At 63.2% G+C, this 19,483-nt stretch carries 21 protein-coding genes; 5 read left to right on the forward strand and 16 right to left on the reverse strand.

Annotated features, from left to right (window positions below; translation table 11 throughout):
• The first annotated feature begins 41 nt into the window (after nt 1–41).
• The 3 genes from LY631_RS07555 (at nt 42) to LY631_RS07565 (ending at nt 4,409) form a co-directional block, all read left to right on the forward strand.
• Nucleotides 42–569, forward strand: a complete 528-nt coding sequence (locus LY631_RS07555; protein ID WP_274424592.1) for a molybdopterin-dependent oxidoreductase — start codon at nt 42–44, stop codon at nt 567–569.
• 3 nt (nt 570–572) lie between these two features.
• Nucleotides 573–3,053, forward strand: a complete 2,481-nt coding sequence (locus tag LY631_RS07560) for a putative bifunctional diguanylate cyclase/phosphodiesterase (protein WP_274424593.1) — start codon at nt 573–575, stop codon at nt 3,051–3,053.
• Nucleotides 3,054–3,128: 75 nt separating this feature from the next.
• A complete protein-coding gene (locus tag LY631_RS07565) occupies nt 3,129–4,409 on the forward strand; it encodes a sensor histidine kinase (RefSeq protein ID WP_274424594.1) in 1,281 nt (426 codons plus the stop codon).
• A gap of 8 nt (nt 4,410–4,417) precedes the next feature.
• On the opposite strand, the gene LY631_RS07570 is transcribed toward LY631_RS07565, so the two are convergent.
• The 7 genes from LY631_RS07570 to LY631_RS07600 all read right to left on the reverse strand — a co-directional run bounded on the left by LY631_RS07570 (nt 4,418) and on the right by LY631_RS07600 (nt 9,238).
• A complete protein-coding gene (locus LY631_RS07570; protein WP_274424595.1) occupies nt 4,418–5,641 on the reverse strand; it encodes a MerC family mercury resistance protein in 1,224 nt (407 codons plus the stop codon).
• A 57-nt stretch (nt 5,642–5,698) separates the two neighbouring features.
• Nucleotides 5,699–5,932 carry an anti-sigma factor family protein gene (locus LY631_RS07575; RefSeq protein ID WP_274424596.1) on the reverse strand — a complete coding sequence of 78 codons (234 nt, stop codon included), beginning with the start codon at nt 5,930–5,932 and terminating at the stop codon, nt 5,699–5,701.
• Nucleotides 5,929–6,609 carry a sigma-70 family RNA polymerase sigma factor gene (locus tag LY631_RS07580; RefSeq protein WP_274424597.1) on the reverse strand — a complete coding sequence of 227 codons (681 nt, stop codon included), beginning with the start codon at nt 6,607–6,609 and terminating at the stop codon, nt 5,929–5,931. The genes LY631_RS07575 and LY631_RS07580 overlap by 4 nt, the downstream gene beginning before the upstream one ends.
• 10 nt (nt 6,610–6,619) lie before the next feature.
• Nucleotides 6,620–7,405: a methyltransferase domain-containing protein gene (locus LY631_RS07585; protein ID WP_274424598.1), complete on the reverse strand. Its 786-nt coding sequence runs from the start codon at nt 7,403–7,405 to the stop codon at nt 6,620–6,622.
• Between the two features lie 27 nt (nt 7,406–7,432).
• On the reverse strand, nt 7,433–8,278 hold the full coding sequence (locus LY631_RS07590; protein ID WP_274424599.1) for a class I SAM-dependent methyltransferase: 846 nt from the start codon (nt 8,276–8,278) through the stop codon (nt 7,433–7,435).
• A 64-nt stretch (nt 8,279–8,342) separates the two neighbouring features.
• Nucleotides 8,343–8,711 (reverse strand): DsrE family protein, encoded by a 369-nt coding sequence (locus LY631_RS07595; RefSeq protein WP_274424600.1) that lies wholly within the window; start codon nt 8,709–8,711, stop codon nt 8,343–8,345.
• A 110-nt stretch (nt 8,712–8,821) separates the two neighbouring features.
• Nucleotides 8,822–9,238 (reverse strand): cupin domain-containing protein, encoded by a 417-nt coding sequence (locus LY631_RS07600; protein WP_274424601.1) that lies wholly within the window; start codon nt 9,236–9,238, stop codon nt 8,822–8,824.
• Nucleotides 9,239–9,470: 232 nt separating this feature from the next.
• Here LY631_RS07600 and LY631_RS07605 point away from each other — a divergent pair, with 232 nt between their 5' ends.
• The gene (locus tag LY631_RS07605; RefSeq protein ID WP_274424602.1) at nt 9,471–10,469 is read left to right on the forward strand and encodes a helix-turn-helix domain-containing protein; all 999 of its coding nucleotides are present in this window, start codon (nt 9,471–9,473) and stop codon (nt 10,467–10,469) included.
• Nucleotides 10,470–10,476: 7 nt separating this feature from the next.
• Here LY631_RS07605 and cobF read toward each other — a convergent pair whose 3' ends face one another.
• The 8 genes from cobF to cbiE all read right to left on the reverse strand — a co-directional run bounded on the left by cobF (nt 10,477) and on the right by cbiE (nt 17,887).
• Nucleotides 10,477–11,232, reverse strand: a complete 756-nt coding sequence (gene cobF / locus LY631_RS07610) for a precorrin-6A synthase (deacetylating) (RefSeq protein WP_274424603.1) — start codon at nt 11,230–11,232, stop codon at nt 10,477–10,479.
• 4 nt (nt 11,233–11,236) lie between these two features.
• On the reverse strand, nt 11,237–12,250 hold the full coding sequence (cobT, locus tag LY631_RS07615; protein ID WP_274424604.1) for a nicotinate-nucleotide--dimethylbenzimidazole phosphoribosyltransferase: 1,014 nt from the start codon (nt 12,248–12,250) through the stop codon (nt 11,237–11,239).
• 10 nt (nt 12,251–12,260) lie between these two features.
• A complete protein-coding gene (cobS, locus tag LY631_RS07620) occupies nt 12,261–13,013 on the reverse strand; it encodes an adenosylcobinamide-GDP ribazoletransferase (protein ID WP_445082858.1) in 753 nt (250 codons plus the stop codon).
• Nucleotides 13,014–13,028: 15 nt separating this feature from the next.
• The gene (locus LY631_RS07625; RefSeq protein ID WP_274424607.1) at nt 13,029–14,339 is read right to left on the reverse strand and encodes a cobyrinate a,c-diamide synthase; all 1,311 of its coding nucleotides are present in this window, start codon (nt 14,337–14,339) and stop codon (nt 13,029–13,031) included.
• Nucleotides 14,336–15,142 (reverse strand): uroporphyrinogen-III C-methyltransferase, encoded by an 807-nt coding sequence (gene cobA, locus LY631_RS07630; RefSeq protein ID WP_274424608.1) that lies wholly within the window; start codon nt 15,140–15,142, stop codon nt 14,336–14,338. Before cobA ends, LY631_RS07625 begins: the two co-directional genes overlap by 4 nt.
• Complete coding sequence (cobM, locus tag LY631_RS07635; protein ID WP_274424610.1) at nt 15,139–15,903, reverse strand: precorrin-4 C(11)-methyltransferase; 765 nt, start codon at nt 15,901–15,903, stop codon at nt 15,139–15,141. The genes cobA and cobM overlap by 4 nt, the downstream gene beginning before the upstream one ends.
• Complete coding sequence (locus tag LY631_RS07640) at nt 15,900–16,325, reverse strand: cobalamin biosynthesis protein (RefSeq protein ID WP_274424612.1); 426 nt, start codon at nt 16,323–16,325, stop codon at nt 15,900–15,902. The genes cobM and LY631_RS07640 overlap by 4 nt, the downstream gene beginning before the upstream one ends.
• 320 nt (nt 16,326–16,645) lie before the next feature.
• The gene (gene cbiE / locus LY631_RS07645) at nt 16,646–17,887 is read right to left on the reverse strand and encodes a precorrin-6y C5,15-methyltransferase (decarboxylating) subunit CbiE (protein WP_274424613.1); all 1,242 of its coding nucleotides are present in this window, start codon (nt 17,885–17,887) and stop codon (nt 16,646–16,648) included.
• 1 nt (nt 17,888) lies between these two features.
• Between cbiE and LY631_RS07650 the strand changes: the two genes are divergently transcribed.
• Nucleotides 17,889–18,659 (forward strand): cobalt-precorrin-6A reductase, encoded by a 771-nt coding sequence (locus tag LY631_RS07650; RefSeq protein ID WP_338000419.1) that lies wholly within the window; start codon nt 17,889–17,891, stop codon nt 18,657–18,659.
• Here LY631_RS07650 and LY631_RS07655 read toward each other — a convergent pair.
• The gene (locus tag LY631_RS07655; RefSeq protein WP_274424617.1) at nt 18,623–19,387 is read right to left on the reverse strand and encodes a precorrin-3B C(17)-methyltransferase; all 765 of its coding nucleotides are present in this window, start codon (nt 19,385–19,387) and stop codon (nt 18,623–18,625) included. The two genes, LY631_RS07650 and LY631_RS07655, sit on opposite strands and share 37 nt — an antisense overlap.
• Between the last annotated feature and the right edge of the window lie 96 nt (nt 19,388–19,483).

Below are 19,483 nucleotides of genomic sequence, written 5' to 3' on the forward strand. Positions count from 1 at the left end.
GACAATCACCTTTAAAGCCAATCCATCCCGGAGACCGAAGCATGTATAACAAAATGGGACAAAAATTCGGATTGTTCCGCCTTCTGACAACGTTCTTCTATATTATTGCGGGAAGCTCTGCGCTCGCACAACCCCTGGATGCTCCGTCCGGTGAGCCAATCCTTACGATTGAAGGTAATATCACCAATACGAATGTCGGCGATACCGCTCAGTTCGACCGCGCTATGCTGGAATCCATGGGGATGGTTTCCTTCGTCACTTCGACCCCCTGGTACTCCGAGCCGTCGGAATTCGAAGGTGTTCCCCTGGCGGAGTTGATGGAACGGGTTGGTGCGCAGGGAACTGAGGTCGAAGTGGTCGCTCTTAACGACTACCGTGCACAGATCCCTATTTCGGATTTTTCAACGTTCGGTACGATCCTCGCACTGAAACGCAATGGCGAGGAAATGCCTATTCGCGACAAAGGTCCGCTCTTCGTAGTTTACCCATACGATGAGGAATCGCGCCTCCAGAATCAGGACTACTACGCGCGATCCGTCTGGCAGGTCTATAAATTGATTGTCCAATAGCCGATGACAGGTGCTTACAAAACGGCTGCCGTGAAGCAGCAGTGGAACGTCCGGACAATCCGGATCGCACTTGCTGTCTTGATGGCAATCCTCTTGTCCGCCGGAATTTATATCACAGGGCTTGTGCTTGAGCGGCAATCAGCGCTGGAACGGCTTTCCCGATACAATGTCGCCTTTAGCGCCGGCCAAGGCGCCAACGAGTTCCTGCGACTCCGGACAGCGCTCTACTCACTAGCATTGAACCCCGAATCCACGGATGAGGCGCGCAACACACGGCTGCGCTACGAAATCCTGATGAACCGGATGAACCTCTTCGAATCCGGGGAATTCGACGGGTTCACCAGAAGTCAGCCGGACATCCAGCAGCTTATTGACCAAATTGAAAACACCCTGTTGGAGATCGCCCCGCTTATCGGCGAGCCAGAGGAAGCAGACACCGTACTCGCGGTTACGAATCCTCTAGAAGCGGCGTTCGTCGAAATCCTATCCAGGGCGAATGCCTACGGGGGCAGACTTGTCGCTCGCGATCAGGAAGAACTATTCGGTCTGCATTGGCAATTTACGACTGTTGCCATCGCGCTTGCGCTGTGTGGATTCGTGCTTTTCCTCTTCAATGGATGGCAGAACCGGCTGTTGATCGCTGCCCAGAGATCGCTGGCAAGCTCAAACGAGGATTTGCAACGCGCAAGCGCGCGTCTTGCCGCATCGGTCGCGGAAACCCGAGATGCCAACACGAAGCTGGTTCGGCAAAACGAACTATTCGAAACCGCCCTGGACAACATGTCCCATGGCTTGTGCATGTTTAACCGGGACGGCAACATCATTGTTACCAACCGTCGGACGGCCGAAATCTTCGGACTGCCCGCCCATTCGATCAGGCATGGAACGACGCTGGCCGAACTCGAAGGCGTTCTGCATCAAGTGGGGCTTTGCTCACCGCGCGGCGCGGCGCGGCTGCTTCGGATGCGTTCGGGCCCCGCGCAGTCCATGGCCCGGCACACCGCAGAGCAAACGCTGGCAGACGGACGGCGGGTGATGGTTTCCCACCAACCGATGGAGAGCGGCGGTTGGACGGCAACCTTCGAGGACATTACCGACCGCTACAAGGCGCAGGCACAGATATCCCACATGGCGCGCCACGATGCGCTTACCAACCTGCCGAACCGGACACTGCTTCGGGAGAGGTTGGAGGCCACGTTGGCACGCGATCATGCGACACAGCAGATCGCGGCCGTCATGTGCATCGATCTGGATAACTTCAAAAAGATCAACGATACCTACGGCCATCCTTTCGGGGACCAGCTTTTATGCGCGGTCAGCGCGCGGCTTATCTCGGTGTGCCGCGACAAGGACACGATATCACGCATCGGCGGGGACGAATTCATCGTCGTCTGCAGCGATATGGAACGGATGGACCAGGTCGATAGGGCCGCAGAACGTATGGTCCGAACGCTGTCTGAGCCATTTCAGATACAAGGACGCGAGGTGACGACTGGCTGCAGCATTGGAATCGCGACGACACGCCAAGCTGCCGACAGCGTTGATGAGCTCCTGAGGTTCGCCGACTTAGCGCTTTATGCCGCAAAAGGCTCAGGCCGCGGCACGTATGCACATTATACGGATGAAATGGGCGACCAGATCGAGCGGAAGGTAGCGGTCGAATCACGGCTTCGCGCTGAAAATTTTTGCGAAGAGTTCGCGCTCGCCTTCCAACCCATCACCAATCTGGCATCGGGACGGATGAGTTGTGTCGAGGCTTTACTCAGATGGAAAAGTCCCTCGCGGGGCACAACCGAAATTCCTGAAGTCATCCGTATAGCTGAAGAATCCGGGGCTATCGTGGACCTCGGCGCGTGGGTTTTGAAGGAGTCTTGCCTTTTCGCCACGCAGTTGCCGGATGAAATTCGCATGGCGGTGAACATCTCGGCGGTCCAGTTCAACCGGACCGATATCGTAAAAACGGTCTCGGACACTCTGAAGGAGACGAATCTGCCGGCCAAGCGCCTGATTCTGGAGATTACGGAAACGCTCCTGCTTGAGGACAACACCAAAATCACGACGGAATTCAAGGCCTTGAAGGAGTTGGGGATCAGCCTCTCACTTGACGATTTCGGTACCGGCTATTCCTCACTCAACTATCTGAGGAAGTTTGCAGTCGATACGATCAAAATCGATCGGGTCTTTGTCAAAGAGATCGGGAGAAATCGCGACCACGACGCCATCGTCGCCACCATCATCAACCTGGCCTCCAACCTAGGCATGGCGACGATCGCGGAAGGCGTGGAGACCGAGGATCAGCTTCAGATTCTGCGCGCCGCCGGCTGCACCGAAATCCAAGGCTACCTTGTTGGCCTACCAATGCCGAAGGAGGCGCTAGACCGTTACATCAAGAATTTACCGGAAAATGGTGTTCTTCCGCTTCGGGAACAAGCTTCCGGTTCGCTCTCGAGCGGCTCGCACGGAGCATCGCGCTCGCGCCGATAACGAGTATCTTCTTCAGTAGTTGCGGAACGCGAACCTTTCCTTGCGGGTTAAAGAGAGCGAGGAGGGACGGACGTGATGAGCGAGCAGACCGAATCCTCAGACCAGGATGCGGAAACCGACGATCTGGACGACGAACTGAAGTACCGCCTGCGCCAGCAGGCATTGATGGGCCAGTTTGCACTTTTCGCACTGAAAACACACGACGTTCAGGCGCTACTTCAGGAAGCTACCCGAGTCTGTGCGCGCGGCTTGCGAAGCAAGCTGTGCAAGATCATGGAGTATCTGCCGGAGGAAGACGAGTTCCTCGTGCGTGCGGGCGTGGGTTGGCGGCCGGGCGTGGTCGGCCAGTCACGGGCGCGGGCCGATACAAAAAGCCCCACCGGGTACGCCTACAAGGTCGGCAAGGCGTTCATATCCAATCACCTGGAACACGAACGCCGGTTCCGCACACCGCGTCTCCTTGCCGAATACGGCGTCAAGCGAGCAATCAACGCGCCGATCCATCGGGGCGGGACCCGATTCGGTGTTCTGGAAGTGGATAGTCCGCTAGACGGAAAGTTCACCAATGCGGACCTCGTTTTCGTCAGAGGATTCGCCGATCTGCTCGGAGTTGCTCTGGAGCGCCAGCGGAGCGAGGAGATGCTGAAAGAAAAAGAAGCTCAGCTTCAACGCGCGCTCAAACACCAGGAGACCCTCTCCGAGGAAATCAGCCACCGCGTGAAAAACAGCCTCTCGATCGTCGCCGGCCTCCTGCGGGCGCAGAGTCGCCTCTCCTCCGATCCGCACCTGCAGCAGGCCCTGTTCGAAGCACAAACCCGAGTCGAGACAATAGCCAAGGTGAATGATCGCCTGTGGCGGGCGAACGAGGTTCACGCCGTGAATCTGGCGGAATTTGTCGGAGAGCTTTGCGAGCATGTCGGTGCGGCATCGTCCTCCCACGATCTGACCTATACGATCGCACCGGTGACGATCCCAGCCGAAGAAGCGATTTCGCTGGGCTTGTTGACCAACGAGTTGATCACGAACGCGCTGAAGCACGCATATCCCGGGAGTTCCGGCCCCATATCGATCACGCTCGAGCGCGCTGGACCGCACGATCTTTGTCTCACGGTCCGTGACTACGGCGTCGGGAGGCCCCACGGAGAGTCAGCAGAGTCCACGAAAGGCACCGGCAGCCGGGTCATCCTGAACCTGTGCCGGCATCTTGGCGGACACTATGAGTGGCAGAACGCAGACCCGGGAACACGCTTCACACTCACTTTCACTCCCTCCGATCTCTCCGACAGGGTGGCGCCACCGCCGGTCGAAACAAACCCGGCGGAGATCGCCGGAAGCCCGCACGATCATCATGAGTGAGCCGGGCCTCAGCCGGATGCCTTCGGTAGGCATTGTGTTTCGTAGATCTTGTAGAGATCGAAAACGATACCGGTGAACAGGACCACGAAGCCGGTAATCTCCACGGCAAAACTGTAGTTGACGAACATCGCATAGGCGAGCATCCCCGCCCCCAGCCCCGTCAAGAAAAGGGGGGCCGGCTGGCGGTGGAGACGAAGATTGAAGCCCGTTGCAATCACCGCGATCAGTGCGGCCGCCACAATGAAGCCAGCCCACGCGGCTTCCGGCAGGGCCATGCCGATCCCGAAAAGCGACAGAATCCCGAGCAGGCCGAGCGTACCATAGCAGGCCACCAGGGATACGCAGGCGGAGACCGCGCCCCATAGCCCACGCTCTCCGATCAATCTCAAGCGACGCGGATGCAGTCGCCGCGCAAAGCGGTTCCACCACGGTACGGGCGCCTTCTCCTCGACACCCCGGCGCATCCTCAGTTCGATCGTTCGTGCGCCGAGCCCGGCGGCAATGCGCCGCGTATCGGCACTGGGGCTCTCGGCGAAATAGTCAAAGCTCCGCAGCACTTCGATGTCCTCGAAGCCGGCTTCCCGGAACAGATTCAGATAATCCTCGTCAATCGAGGCGCCGACAACGCATTCGGCCCATAATTTCGGATCGCTGCGCCCGCCAACCGGGACAGGCTTGGCGATGACGATATCAGCGATTTGCACCCACCCTGTTGGCCTGAGGACACGGAAAATCTCCGCGCACGCTTTTCTCTTGTCCAGAACGAGATTGAGCACGCCGTTGCTGGTCACCACATCCACCGATTGTTCCGGCAGCGGGATTTCTTCCGCATTCGCCTCTATGGGCTCAACGTTCTTAATCCCGGCCTCGCGCAGGGTCTTCTTCAGTTGTGCCACCATCTCGGGAGTCAGGTCCAACGCGAACACCTTTCCACCGGAACCGACTTTCCGGCTGGCGAGAAGCGTGTCGGTTCCCGCACCCGAACCAATGTCGAGCACCGTGTCGCCCGGTTCGATCGCATCGGCGCGAAACGGATATCCTACGCCGACGAACCGGTCGACTGCAGCTTCCGGCACCTGATCCAGCAGGCTTTTCGGATACCCCACGGCAAGGGCGGCCGGCCTGCCGATCGGGAAATGGAAGTACTGCCCGGGATCTTTCGCAACGTCTCCATACATAGCTTGCACAGCCGCAGCGATCTGGTCCTTTGAAAAGCCTAGAATAGCAACCATCTTCGCCTCCCTCGAATAATGGATGTCCCGAGCGGTCGACGCGCGGGAACTCGAAAGTCAATAGCGCTCCACAAGTGCGCGAACGCGGTGGCGTAATGAATCGGGAGCCGCAGCCCGCCCGGCCTCGTTGATCCGGGCGCGCAGCCTGCGTTCAAACTCCGCCCGCGAGTAGCAGGCGCGGCAAGTCTCCATGTGATTGGCCAAGGCCTGCTCCGTTTCTGAATCCAGCTCGCGGTCGAGATAATCCAGAAGCTTCTCGATCACTTCCTCGCAGCGCAGATCGTTTATCATTTGGCCGCCCCTTTCTCCGGTCCCGCAGCGATACCGAGCTGACATGCCTGCTCCCACAGCGCATGCTGCATCAAAGAGCGGCCGCGGCTGAGACGCGAACGCACAGTCCCGACCGGAAGCCCGAGGGTGTCTGCCGCTTCGGCGTAACTGAACCCCCAAAACTCGACCATGACGATCACCAGCCGAAACGTTTCGGGCAACGTATCGAGCGCGGACTCGATATCCTCCCGCAGCAGCTTGTCCAAAAGCCGTTGCTCGGGATTGCCCCACCATAGCAGGAACGGCTGGTGCATCTTCTCGAACAGGGAAAACTCTCCCGGTGGCGCATCCTCCTCAGCCAAGACTTCCTTGGGACGCGCTTTCTCCCGCCGTTGGGCGCTGATGAAGGTGTTCACGAGAATGCGGAAAATCCATTTCTCGAAGCTCTGGCGGTCCTCCAGGCTTTCCAATCTTGCCCAAGCTTTGGCGAATGTTTCCGCAACCAAATCCTCTGCGTCCGCTTGTTCGCGGGTCAGACGCAGGGCCGTGCCGTAGAGCCGGTCCATCAGGCGCTCGGCTTGCACCTCGAAAAACTCCCGAGGCGGACACGTTTGCCAGTTGTCACCGCCGGAGCTTGTCATCGTAAAGGCCCCATGGCGGCCCGGCCGTTCAAAGCCGAGGCCACCGTTCCGAGACATTCTAGGCTGCCTAGCGCTTGATTGCGAGCAACGACACGCTCTTGACGCCGAACTTCCGGCTTGCGCCCTGTGCATTCTCCGAAATGAAACGGTAGCTTGTGTTGTCCTCGACGGTTTCCATGCGCATGCCAGCCGCTTCGATCATGGAGCGATAGTTTTCCTGCTGAGCCGCCCCACCGATACAAGCGGCCCAGAGCGTCGAGTTGCCGACAATCGTATCCGGAAGCTGGGTCTCGGTCACGATATCGGAGATCGCGAATCGTCCGCCAGGCTTCAGCAGGCGCGCAGCTTCCCGAAACACCCGATCTTTCGTCGGCGAGAGATTGACGACGCCATTGGAAATGACGACATCGGCTGTGCCGTTGGGCTGTGAGACCTCTTCGATGTATCCTTTCTCGAACGTGACGTTTCCAAAACCCGCGTCCTTGCGCAGTTTCTCGGCCTTTTCGAGTTGCGCATCGGTCATGTCGACGCCAATCACGCGCCCGCCCTCGCCGACTTTAAAGGCGGCGATGAACGCATCCATTCCCGATCCGCTGCCCAAATCGATAACCGTTTCGCCCGGCTTGACTGCCGCCAAGTGAAAGAAATGCCCGACACCGGCAAAGGAATCGATCGCTTCAGCGGGGATCCGGTCGAGTTCCGCCGGATCGTATCCGAGCCGCTCGGCAAGCGCCCGTCCCATTTCGAAGTGGAAATCTCCCGTAGGATCCCGGGCGACGTCTCTGTACATGTCCTGAACCTTCGATTCCAGTTCCCGGGGGTCGAAGGCGGTCGTAGTTGTTGCGCTGTTCATGACGGTTCTCTCCATTTTGCTCGGTGCTCACGCCTTGCGGATGACGATCTCGAGATATTCGGACGGCACCACCATCGTGCCATCTGATGCCTGGTTGGCCTGCCGAATAAGGTTGAGAATGTCGGCCTCAAGATTCTTGGCCCCCTCCTCGTCCAGGGCGCCAAAGGCCTTCAGCATCGGCCCGTACCACTTCCGGAAAACATTGAGCCAATGCTCGGGCGAGCGATAACGGAAGACGAAATCCTTGCTGGTGATGCTGATTTCCTCGGCCTCTTCGCCGAAGGCTTCTTCTAGCCAGCCTTTCGTCCCCCACCGCACCGGGGGCACGGCACCGGGAGGCGGCGAAACATGACTGCCGATCGTTTTCAAAAGCCGGCCGATGAATCCCTCCGGGGTCCAGTTCGCCATCGCGATACGGCCGCCCGAGCGGACGACGCGCTTCATCTCGGCTGCGGCGCGGGCGTGATCGGCGGTAAACATGATGCCGAATGTGGACAGCGCCACGTCGAAGGAGCCGTCCGGAAAATCCAACGCTTCCGCGTCCGCCTCCCGGAAATCGATCTCAAGCCCCTCCGCTTGGGCGCGTGCACGGGCTTTGTCGAGCAGAGCGGAAACGTAATCGGTCGATGTCACCTCAGCAAAGCGACGGGCAGCGGCGAGCGAAGCGTTGCCGTTTCCCGCCGCGATATCGATGACACGTTCGCCGGATCTCAGATCTACGGCCTCGCACAGCGACTCTCCGACGATCTGGAGCGTCACGCCGATGACCGAATAGTCCCCGGACGACCACGTACCCTGCTGTTTTTGCTTAAGCGCAGCGAGATCGGGCGACGCTCCCCCGGCCGGCTGCTGTTGGTTCGTCTGTTTCTGCATAATAGTTCCTCCAGTGCAGGTGTGCGCCCATGGAGCGCGCAGCCACGCGATCGGCGGCCAGACTTCAGAAGCTCAGTGTCGCGGCCCCAGCCTTGATGCGCTCGTGCATGGGGCTTGCTCCGGTGACGATCACGCCCTCAAGCAAGTCTTCCTCGGAATAGCCGCGTGCCTTGACGCATGGGGTGCAGGCCCAGAGAGTTCCGCCACGGGACAGGAAATCCCGAATGAGCGCCGAGAGCGGCTCCAACGGCGCCACATGGGTCATTTCGATCCCGCCCTTGCGGACGAGATCCACGGCAGCGCTCGTGAGGAAAATCGACACATTCAAGCCGGCGGTCAGCCCGCCATTGGCGATGGTGAAACCAACCGATGACAGTTCATGGTCGGCGCCATGAGTCATCAGTACGACGAGTTCTTCCGTTGCATTGGCCATTGCATTCCTCCTCACGTTACTGGACTAGAAAGGCGCTGCCGTATCCGGCGAGTTGTCGCGCGAAGGATCGATCCGGGCGCAGCTGACCGCGTCCCCGGACCGGCCCGGAATCATTCCGTATGCGGAACCATGATCGGCTCGCCGGCGGGTCCCACCTGAAAGACGATGAAACTGGCGCCTTCGTCGGCAGAGGCGGTGCCCGCCACCATCGGCTTGTCCGGCAGTTCATAGAAAGCGTTGCCGGCGGAGACGCTTCTGCGCTCCTCTCCCTCGACGTCAACGTCGATAGTGCCTTCCGTCACATACACGAAGACATGGCCCGGATGGATATGACGCTCCGTTTCCCATCCGGCTTCCACCTCGTACAGCACGATGTTGGCTTCCGTCCCTTCATCGCCCACGAGTTCGGTCTGGAGCACCGCCGTCGTCTCGGCCTCTTGGGCGGAAGCACCTGTCACGCCGGTGGCGGGCAATACCAATGTTGCTACAGCGGTAACCGCCGCGAAGCTGGCAGATCTTCTCACCATGAACTCTTCTCCCTTTTCCGCTCGGCCTCGTCCGGCCCATCCTTTCGGGGCAGAGGGTCTTAAAAACGATACCGGAGCCTAGCGGGCTTCCAGGTTACGGGTCTTGGCGTTTCGGGAAGGCAGAGTTTGCGATTTGCGCACTACGCTCGGCCGGCATGGCCGATTTCGGCCCCGGGAACTTTCTTGAACAAATTGCGTCCTGTGCTGCCAAACACAGTGCTGAGGGGAAGATATGACCGAAACCGCTTATGTGCGCCCACACGAACCGGCAACGCGGGTGCCGGCAGCCCCCAGAGAGCCGGACTCATGCGACGATCACGGCGAAAGCCGGAACATCGCCTACCCTGCACTCTGGAACAAGACGATCGAAATCCTCTGCGATCGCCCGAACGCATTCAGAATCCAGAGTCGATCCATCGCCGAAACCGCTCTCGCGGAAATCAGCTCTCCCCCCGTAACCGTGACGCAGAACAACGTCGCCGCAGGCGATCCCCATCGCTACCATCTCATTCTTCTTCTCGAGGGGCACGGCAGGTACGCGTGGATGAACGGCGCTGTTACGCAGAGCCCCGGCGACATCGTTCTCATAGATACCGCCGAGTGGTCCCAGGTAATATCACCGGTGGAAACACGCCTTGTGAGATGGAGCTTTCCCGAGGCGCTCGTCGCGCCTTTCCTGCCGCAGCGCGACAGCGATGCGATACTGCATCTTCCCGCGAGCAACGGCCTGAACACGGTTTTGATGCGGCACACGCGCGAACTCGCCCGGGAAGCAGAACGGCTGGATCACGCCACTCAACACGGTGTGCTCGCGCATCTATGCGGTCTTCTGGGGCTGGCATTGGAGGCGGCGGCAAGGCCACGCCAGGCGCGAACCAGCAACTACCGTACCTTCCAGCGCCAGCGGGTCCTTACCTACATCGAAACGCATCTGGCCGATCCTCGCCTCACTGCAGGACGTGCGGCGAAGGATCTCGGAATATCGCCGCGGTGGCTGCATGCTCTCCTGGAAGACATGGCCGCTGGTTTTTGCGAGCTCGTGGCATGCCGCCGTCTGAAACGCAGTCGCATGCTGCTCGAGGATCCCGCCTCGGACAACCTCTCCATCGCCGAGATCGCCTTTCTTTCGGGTTTCAACGACCTGTCGACATTCTACCGCCGCTTCGGCGAACGCTACGGCATAACGCCAGGTGCGGCACGCCGGACGCGCAACAGTTTCGAGCAGCGTTGATGCAGCCTCAGCGCCGGCGCAGCAGATAGGTGTCCATGATCCAACCTTTTCGCTGGCGGGCCTCTTCGCGCTTTTCGGCGATCTCGTCGGCCACATCGCCGAGTTTGCCGGATATCGCGATCTCGTCCTCCGCGCCGAGATAGGCGCCCCAATAGATGGTGTAATCGTCACCGGGTAGCGCCCGGAAGGCCGTCCTGCCATCGAGCATCACCACGGCCGTGTCGGCATTCTCGGGGAAGCCCGCGGAAAGGTTGCGGCCAGTAGTGAGTTGCACCGCCCCGCCCACTGTATTGAGCGCTATGCCGTGGCTGGCGGCCAGCGCCTGAATGCTGGTGATGCCGGGGATGACTTCGCGCTCGAAATCGTAGCCGGCCATCGCCTGCAAGCGGTCGAGAATGCGCAGCGTGCTGTCGTAGAGCGAAGGGTCGCCCCAGACGAGGAAGGCCGCTGTGCCGTCTCCGCCTGTGTGTTCTGCAATCAGGTCGCGATAGGTGGCGGCGATCGCCTGATGCCAGTCGGCCACGCGTTTTGCATAGGAAGGCTCCGCCTCGTCGCGCACCGGCAGTTCGAATTCGACAAGCCGGGTTTGTTCATTGGTCAGAAAACGCCGGCAGATCTCGCGCCTGAGTTCGGCCAGATCCTCCTTCTCCTCACCCTTGCGCGGCACCAGCACGATGTCGGCGCGGTTGAGCGCGTTGATGGCCTGCACGGTCATGTGCTCGGGATTGCCCGTGCCTATGCCGATGACGAGGAGCTTGCGCATCGCCCTACCCTCCCGAAACGCCGGCTTCCGCGAAGGTCGCCATGCCGTTGTGTGAGGCGAGCGCAGCGCGCAGGATCGAGATCGCTACGGCGGCGCCGGAGCCCTCGCCCAGCCGCATGCCGAGATTGAGCAGCGGATCGAGACCAGTCGCGGAGAGCAGCTTGCCATGCGCGGCTTCCGCCGAGACGTGGCCGGCGAGCGCATGCGCCAAGCCTTCCGGATCGATACGTGCCAGCGGCGCGACCGCCGCCGTAGAGACGAAGCCGTCGATCAGCAGGGGAATGCGCTTCCGCCGCGCGCCGAGGGCGGCGCCAAACATGGCGGCAAGCTCCCGCCCGCCAACAAGCCGCAGCGCTTCGAGCGGATCGGCGAGCGCATCTCCATGGAAAGCGAGCGCGGCGTCGACCACCTCTGCCTTGCGCTTCAACCCCGCTTCGTCCACCCCTGTGCCACGCCCGACCCACTCCGCTCCCGTGCCGCCGAAAAGGGCTGCGGCGACAGCGGCTGCCGTCGTCGTGTTGCCGATTCCCATTTCGCCCAGGCAGATGAGGTCGGCATCGTCCGACACCGCGTCAAAACCTTTTTGCACCGCCTCAGCGAATTCGGTTTCCGACATGGCGGGTTCGCGCGTGAAGTCGCCGGTGGGCTGCTCGACGTCGAGCGCCATGACGCTGAGCTGGGCGCCGGACGTCTTCGCAAGCTGGTTGATCGCGGCCCCGCCGGCCTCGAAATTCGCCACCATCTGGTGGGTCACCTCGGCAGGAAAGGCGGAGACGCCTTGCGCCACCACGCCGTGCGAACCGGCGAAGACGAGGATATCCACCCGGTCGAGTGCCGGCTTCTCCCTTCCCTGCCACTTCGCCAGAAAAACCGCGATCTCCTCCAGCCTGCCGAGGCTGCCGGGCGGCTTCGTCAGCGTGTTCTGCCGTTCGGTCGCCGCGCCGGCGGCCCCTTCGTCGCCTTCCGGCAGGTGGCGGCAGGCGGCGCGGATGGCGTCGAGGGAGGAAAGTTCGGTCATCAGGTCTCCGTCAGGTAAGAATTGCGGACGCGGTGACGAGGATTGCGATTTCGCCGCCTTGTTGGAGCGTGCCGAGCACGTCGCCGGTCTGACCGCCGATTTGATGGCGGCAAAGCCGCTCCAGCCCCCAGAACCACACCGCCAGGAGGATGGCGGCGAGCAGCGCCAGGCCCGCCCCCAGCAGGACCAGCGAGGCGGCGCCGATCAACAGCGCTACAAGGGCAGTCTGCCCCTCGATGCGCCCGAGATTGGCCGAAAGCCCATCCTCGCGCGCCGGCTCAACACGCGAGGTGAAGAGCACCATCAGCGCGCGAGAGGCCGTATGGGCGGCCAGAAGGGCGAAAAACGCCGTGCCGGCCCCTATCCCCGCCAGGGATGCCAACGCCGCCCACTTGATCAATATCGTAGTGCCGAGCGCGAGCACCCCATAGGTGCCGATGCGGCTGTCACGCATGATGGTGAGCTTCTCGTCCCGGCTCCGCCCGCCGCCAAAACCGTCGGCCAGATCGGCCAGCCCGTCCTCGTGCAGCGCGCCTGTGGCTAGCATGGCAACGCCGAGCGCGATCGCCGCTGCGACCGTTGCCGGAATACCGGCCCAGAGGCAGGCAAGCAGGACCAAGCTCGAGATGAGTCCCACCACGGCGCCGGCCACAGGTGCGGCCCATTGCGCGGCGGCGAAGTCGTCCACCCGCGCCCCGACCGGCAGGCGCGTATAAAAGCCGATGCAGGCCAGGAGATCGGCGCCTAAGCTGCGGCTGGACACCTCGCGCTCCATGACTCAACCCCGCGCAATGGCGTGGAAATAGGTGCCGGTAACACGTCCGCGCCGCCCGCCGGAGTGGCCGCGCGCATTGCCCATCGCATCGGCCAGATCGGCCAGCGGTTCGTCGGAGCCGGGCTCGGTCAGGCGCGAATAGTGAAACTCGTGCCCGCGCACCGTCTCGCCCGCCTTTCCAAGCGGACAATCGGAAAGAAGGCGCGCTTCGCGATAGCCGAGATTAATCTTACGCCGGGCGAAGCTTGTGACGTGACTAAGCAGGCCGGACATCTCGTGGGTCACGCCTTCGGCATCCTCCAGCGCCTTACCCAGAACCATGTAGCCGCCGCACTCGCCGTGCACCGGGCGCGTTTCGGCGAAACTGACGAGCCCCGCCTTGAAATTAGCGGCCGCGGCGAGCTGGCCGGCATGAAGCTCCGGATAGCCTCCGGGCAGCCAGCAGGCATCGCAGGAGGCGTCCGGCGCATCGTCGGCAAGCGGCGAAAAGGGGACGAGTTCGGCGCCTACCTCGCGCCAATGCCGGGCGGCGTGGGGATAGACGAAGGAGAATGCCGCATCCTGTGCGATGGCGATGCGCTGGCCCGGAGGCGGGAGGAAGTGCCCGTCCGCCCCGCTGACGGTGGATACGGGACCCGCCGCACGCAGGACCGCATCGAGGTTTAGCGATTTCTCCATCGTGTCTGCCAGCCGCTCGATAAAGGCTTCTAGCGCGGCGTGCTCGCTCGCCTGGACGAGGCCCAGATGCCTTTCGGGAAGCGCCATGTCGGGGTTGCGGTAGATCGCGCCGAGCACGGGGATGCCCGACGCTTCGATCGCCGCGCGCGCCTGCGCCTCGTGCCGTTCGCTGGCGACCTGGTTGAGCACGACGGCGGCGATTTTCACGCCGGGATCGAAGGTGGCGAAGCCGTGGGCGATGGCGGCGGCTGTTTGCGATTGGCCTGAAATGTCGAGCACCAGGAGGACCGGGAGACCATAGTGCCGCGCCAGATCGGCGGCGGCCCCCGAGCGACCATCCTCCTTGCGCACCCCGTCGAAAAGCCCCATGGCGCTTTCCACGATCAGCGCGTCGGCGCCATCCACCTGCTTCGAGAGCAACGAATCCAGCAGGCCGGGTGCCATCGCCCAACTGTCGAGATTGACTCCGGGGCGACCGGTTGCGGCGGCGTGGAAGCCGGGATCGATATAGTCCGGCCCGGACTTGGCGCCAGCGACCGTCAGCCCTTGCCGCCGCAAAGCGCGCATAAGGCCGATGGTGACGCTGGTCTTGCCGGAGCCGGATCGCGCGGCTCCGATGATGAGGCCACGGGTCATGGGATCAATGTTCCTTCCTGCTGCAACTGGCGCAGCGTTTCGCGCATGCGGACGATCTCCCCCACCACGATCAGCGCCGGAGCGCCGAAGCCTTCCGCGCGCGCCTTTTCGGCTATCTCGGAGAGCGTACCGGTCAGTACTCTTTCGTCAGTGGTTGTTGCGGACATGAGGATGGCGGCTGGCGTGGTGCCGGAAAGCCCGCCTTCCATGAGGGCGTCGGCGATCCGGTCCAGATTGCGCATGCCCATATAGATGACGAGCGGCTGGCCGGTTTTCGCCAGCGCGGCCCAGTCGAGATCGTCCGACGTTCCCGCCGCATGGCCGGTGGCGAGGATGACGGCCTTGTTGACGCCACGAAGCGTCACCGGAATGCCCGCCCCCGCCAACGCCCCGACGGCGGAGGTGATGCCCGGCAAGAAGCGGAAGGGAATGCCGGCCTTGGCGAGGGCCAGCGCCTCCTCGCCGCCGCGCCCGAAGGTGTTCGGGTCGCCACCCTTCAGCCGCAAGACACGGCGCCCTGCCCGGGCGTGCTCGATCATGAGTCTATTGATCTCTTCCTGCGGCGTCGAGGGCTTGCCCGCGCGCTTGCCGACAAAGAAATGCTCCGCCTGCACGGCTACCTGCAACACATCCTGATCGACAAGAGCATCATAAATCACCACGTCGGCCTGTCCGAGCGCCGCCACCACGTCAAGCGTCAAACAGCCGAGCCCGCCCGGTCCGGCACCGGCAAGCCAGACATGACCCGGCTCGAAAGGTGCGGATGCATAAGGCAGCCGCGCTATGGCTTCACCAAGGCTCATAGGCTCTCCCGTCCCCTGAAACGGCGCTGATAGCCGGCATCGTAGAGCGCGCTCTCCCGGAAATCCCCGGCTGCCAGGCCATGTCCGACAAAGACGATGGCCGTGCGCTCGATTGGATTGCGCGCGGCTTCCGTCTCGATGGTCGCCAGCGTGCCATGCAGAATGCGCTCATCCGGCCAGGTTGCGCGGGCGACGATGACGACCGGACAGTCCGGCCCGTAGAGCGGGGTGAGCTCGGCCACGATCTCTCCGAGCTTGTGGATGGCGAGGTGGACAGCAAGCGTCGCGCCCGTGCGGCCAAAACCCTCCAGCGTCTCGCCTTCCGGCATTTTCGAGGCGCGTCCGGAAACCCGCGTCAGCACCAGGCTCTGCGCGACTTCCGGGATCGTCAGCTCCCGCCCCAGCGCTGCCGCGGCGGCGGAGAAGGCCGGAACGCCGGGCGTGAGCGTATACGGGATGCCGTGCCGCTCCAGCCGCCGGATCTGCTCGGCCACAGCGCTCCAGACCGACAGATCGCCCGAGTGCAGCCGTGACACGTCCTGCCCCGCCTCGTGCGCGGCCACATATTCGGCCTCGATCTCGTCCAGCGCCATGGGCGCGGTGTCAACCAGTCGCACATCCGCCGGGCAGTAGGAAAGCAGTTCGGGCGGCACAATCGAACCGGCATAGAGGCAGACCGGGCACCGGGCGAGCAGGTCGCGTCCCCTGACGGTGATGAGATCCGCAGCGCCGGGACCGGCGCCGATGAAGTGTACGGTCATGTCTCGTCCCTGTTCTGCGCGATGGCGCATGTCACGTTGCCCTCGGCGATGCGCGGGCCCAAGAGCCGGCTTCTCTCCCCGGCCGCCGCGAGCGCCGCCGCTTCTGAGAGTGAGGCAATCCCGGTCGCCGCGAGGGAAGCCTCCGAGCGTGTGAGGCAGCGGTCGGAGGCGCGCTGCAGGTCTGCTTGAGCGACGGCGATGAGCGGGAGGCCGAGGGCCTTTGCCGCCTCGATGATTGCCGGCTCGAGAGCCTTTGCTTCGGATGTGGCGAGGGCTTCCAATCGCTCGTAAGAAATGTCGTTCTCCGTACCGGTCTCGTTCGAGGCGCGCCCCCCGTAGTGACAGGCTCGCACTCGCTTGGCACCTTTGCCTTGTAGAGGCAGGGCCGTTTCGCGTGGAGACTCTTCTGCCGATTCCCCCACTCCGTCTCGACCTCCGGCCGATCCACCTCTCCCCCAACGCTGTTGGGGGAGAGGAAAGGCGCGCCGCATCGCGGCCGGCGCTTCCTCTACCCCGTTACGGGGGAGAGGTGGATCGGGGCGAAGCCCCGAGACGGAGTGGGGGAACGGCGTCTCCACATCCAAAAAACCTGCCCGCAAAGGAGGAGAAGAAATTCCAGCCGAGTTGCCGTACACTTCTCCTCTCCGCATTGGCGAATCGTACAAAACAGCAAGCGCCGCCTCCACCGCTGCGATCACCTCGCCCGCGGAAATACCTTTCCGGCATCCAATCCCCGCCACCCTCATGGCTTCCTCCAGACCCACTGGGTCACGGGCATAGCCGGACGCCATCCGTTCATGCCGCCGATGGGGGCGGCACGGGAGAGCGCGATCCGGGTGAGATCGCCACCGAAACGGGCGTGGAGGCCGAGCAGCACCGTCTCCATTTCCAAGGTTACCGCATTGGCGACGAGGCGCCCGCCGGGCTTCAGCACTTCCATTGCCGAGTCCGCCACCCCGGCATCGCTGCCCCCGCCGCCGATAAATACGGCGTCCGGCGCGGGCATCCCTTCGAGCGCGGCAGGCGCGGCGCCTTCGACCACCTTCAGATCCGGCACGCCGAGTTCGCCCGCGTTGCGGCGGATGCGTCCGGCCCGCTCGGCAGCGGCTTCCACCGCCACGGCGCGCATCGATGGATCGGCCAGCATCCACTCGATGGCGACGGAGCCCGCGCCGGCACCGATGTCCCACAGCATCTCCCCGCGCCGGGGCGCGAGCGCGGAGAGCGTGAGCGCGCGGATCTCGCGCTTGGTGATCTGGCCATCGTGCTCGAAGAGATCGTCGGAAAGGCCGGGGGCAAGCGGCAGGATACGCGCGTCCTCAGCTACCTCCACCTCGATCGCCACCACATTGAGCGGATCGAAGGTTCGCTCGCCGACTTCTTCAGCACGGAAGGTGCTCACTGTCTCGCGGGAACCGCCCAGCGCCTCCAGCACATGAATGCGTGAGGCGCCGAAACCCTTTCGCGCCATCAGGGTGGCGACCGTTCTCGGTCCCTCGCCATCCGAGGTTAGCGCTATGATATGCCGGCCGGGATGCAGGAGCGGCAGGATATGTTCGACCGGGCGGCCGTGCAGCGAGACGGTCTCCACTTCCTGCAAGGCCCAGCCGAGCCATGCTGCAGCCAGACTAAAGGCCGATGGGGCGGGCAAGACCAGCATCTCGGAGCTATCGACATGGCGGGCGAGCGTGGCACCAACGCCGTAGTAAAACGGATCGCCCGAAGCGAGTACGCAGACACGGCGGCCGCGTAAGGAGAGCACGTCCTTCATGGCGCTGTCGAAGGGTGCCGGCCAGGGCCGTGTTTCGCCCTCGATCAGCGCTCTGGCGAGGTCGAGATGCCGCCGGCCGCCGAAGACGAATTCAGCGCCCGCAACGAGGGCGCGCGCATCAGGGCTCAGGCCGTCGCTTCCGTCCTCGCCGATGCCGACGAGAGCGAGCCATTTTCCCGTTGCGTCGGCATGGGTCCATTCCCTAGATGGCATGATGACCCCTCGGCGCGTTCTCATACTCGGCGGCACGGGCGAGGCGCGGCGGCTTGCCGAAGCGCTGGCCGGCGAATCCGCGCTCGAAATCACCCTGTCGCTTGCCGGGCGCACGGCGCAGCCGCGCGCGCAAGCGGGGAAAGTGCGCGTCGGCGGCTTCGGCGGGGCCGAGGGGCTGGCGCGCTGCATTCGTGACGAGGGCATCGGGATTCTGGTCGACGCCACCCATCCCTTCGCTGCCCGCATTTCGGAAAATGCCGAGCATGCGGCGGCTCAGGCGGCGGTGCCGCTCGTTAAGCTGGAGCGCCCGCCCTGGCAGGCTGTCGAGGGCGACCGCTGGATCGAGGCGATGGACGCCACTGACGCCGCGCGCCTTCTGGGCGAGCCCCCACGCACGGTCTTCCTCGCCATCGGCCGGCAGGAACTTGCCCCTTTCGCCGCCCTGCCCCGGCACCGCTACATTATTCGCAGCGTCGATCCGGTCGATCGAGCGGAGGCCCCGGCCAATGCGCGCTTCATTCTCGAACGCGGTCCCTTTGGGGAAGCGGCGGAACGGGCGCTTTTCGCGGAAAACGGCGTGGAAATCGTCGTTGCCAAGAACAGCGGCGGCGATGCCACGTATGGCAAGATCGCCGCGGCGCGCGCGCTTGCGCTGCCCGTCATCATGGTGCGCCGCCCCCGCCCAGTGGCGGAAGACGGTGTTGCGACTGTCGAAGAGGCGGTCGCGCGCATCCGTCATCTGACGGGCCTCCCGGCCGAGCGCGGGGAGTAGACGAGCGGCGCCTTTCCCGCGCGTGCGATCACGCGTGTTTCTTGCGAGCCGACGATAATGCAGGTCGCCATGTCGGCCTGATCGGGATGGACCTCAGCCAGCGTAGCGACCGCCATGCGCTCGTCCGGACGGCCGACCGCGCGGCCGAAGATGACCGGCGTCGCGGAGGGCAAAATCTCGCGCAGAAGCTCGAAGGCACGGCCAAGCTGCCACGGGCGGGCGCGGCTAATGGGATTGTAGAAGGCGAGCACGAAGCCGGCGCCAGCGGCCGCGCGTAGGCGGCTTTCGATCAGTTCCCACGGCTTCAGATTGTCGGAAAGGGAAAGGGCGCAGAAATCGTGCCCGAGCGGCGCGCCCGCACGTGCGGCGACGGCAAGCATGGCCGTGATGCCGGGCACGAGCCGGAAATCGATCTCGCGCCAGGCGGCGGGACCTTCCTCGATCGCCTCGCACATGGCCGCGGCCATGGCGAAGACGCCGGCATCCCCGCCCGAGACCACGGCCACGCTACGCCCAGCCGCCGCCATTTCCAGCGCGGCGCGGGCGCGGGCAAGCTCTTCGCGGTTGTCGGAGGCATGGCGCCTCTTGTCGGAGGCAAGCTCCAGCCGGTCGAGATAGGGGCCGTAGCCGAAGAAGTCGCTCGCCGCCTCGACCGCGGCGCGCGCTTCGGGCGTCGTCTGGTCGGGGCTGCCGGGGCCGAGGCCTATGACCGTGAGGCTGCCGGTCATGGGCGTGTCCTCGGGCTTGCGGGGGCGTCAGCGGCTGCAGCGTTGGTTTCATCCAAATGGTTGGCTTTCGCCTGTGGAATTTCCTCTGCCGGGGAC

This window comes from Chelativorans sp. YIM 93263, from assembly GCF_028767125.1.
In the GTDB taxonomy this organism is placed as follows: domain Bacteria; phylum Pseudomonadota; class Alphaproteobacteria; order Rhizobiales; family Rhizobiaceae; genus Chelativorans.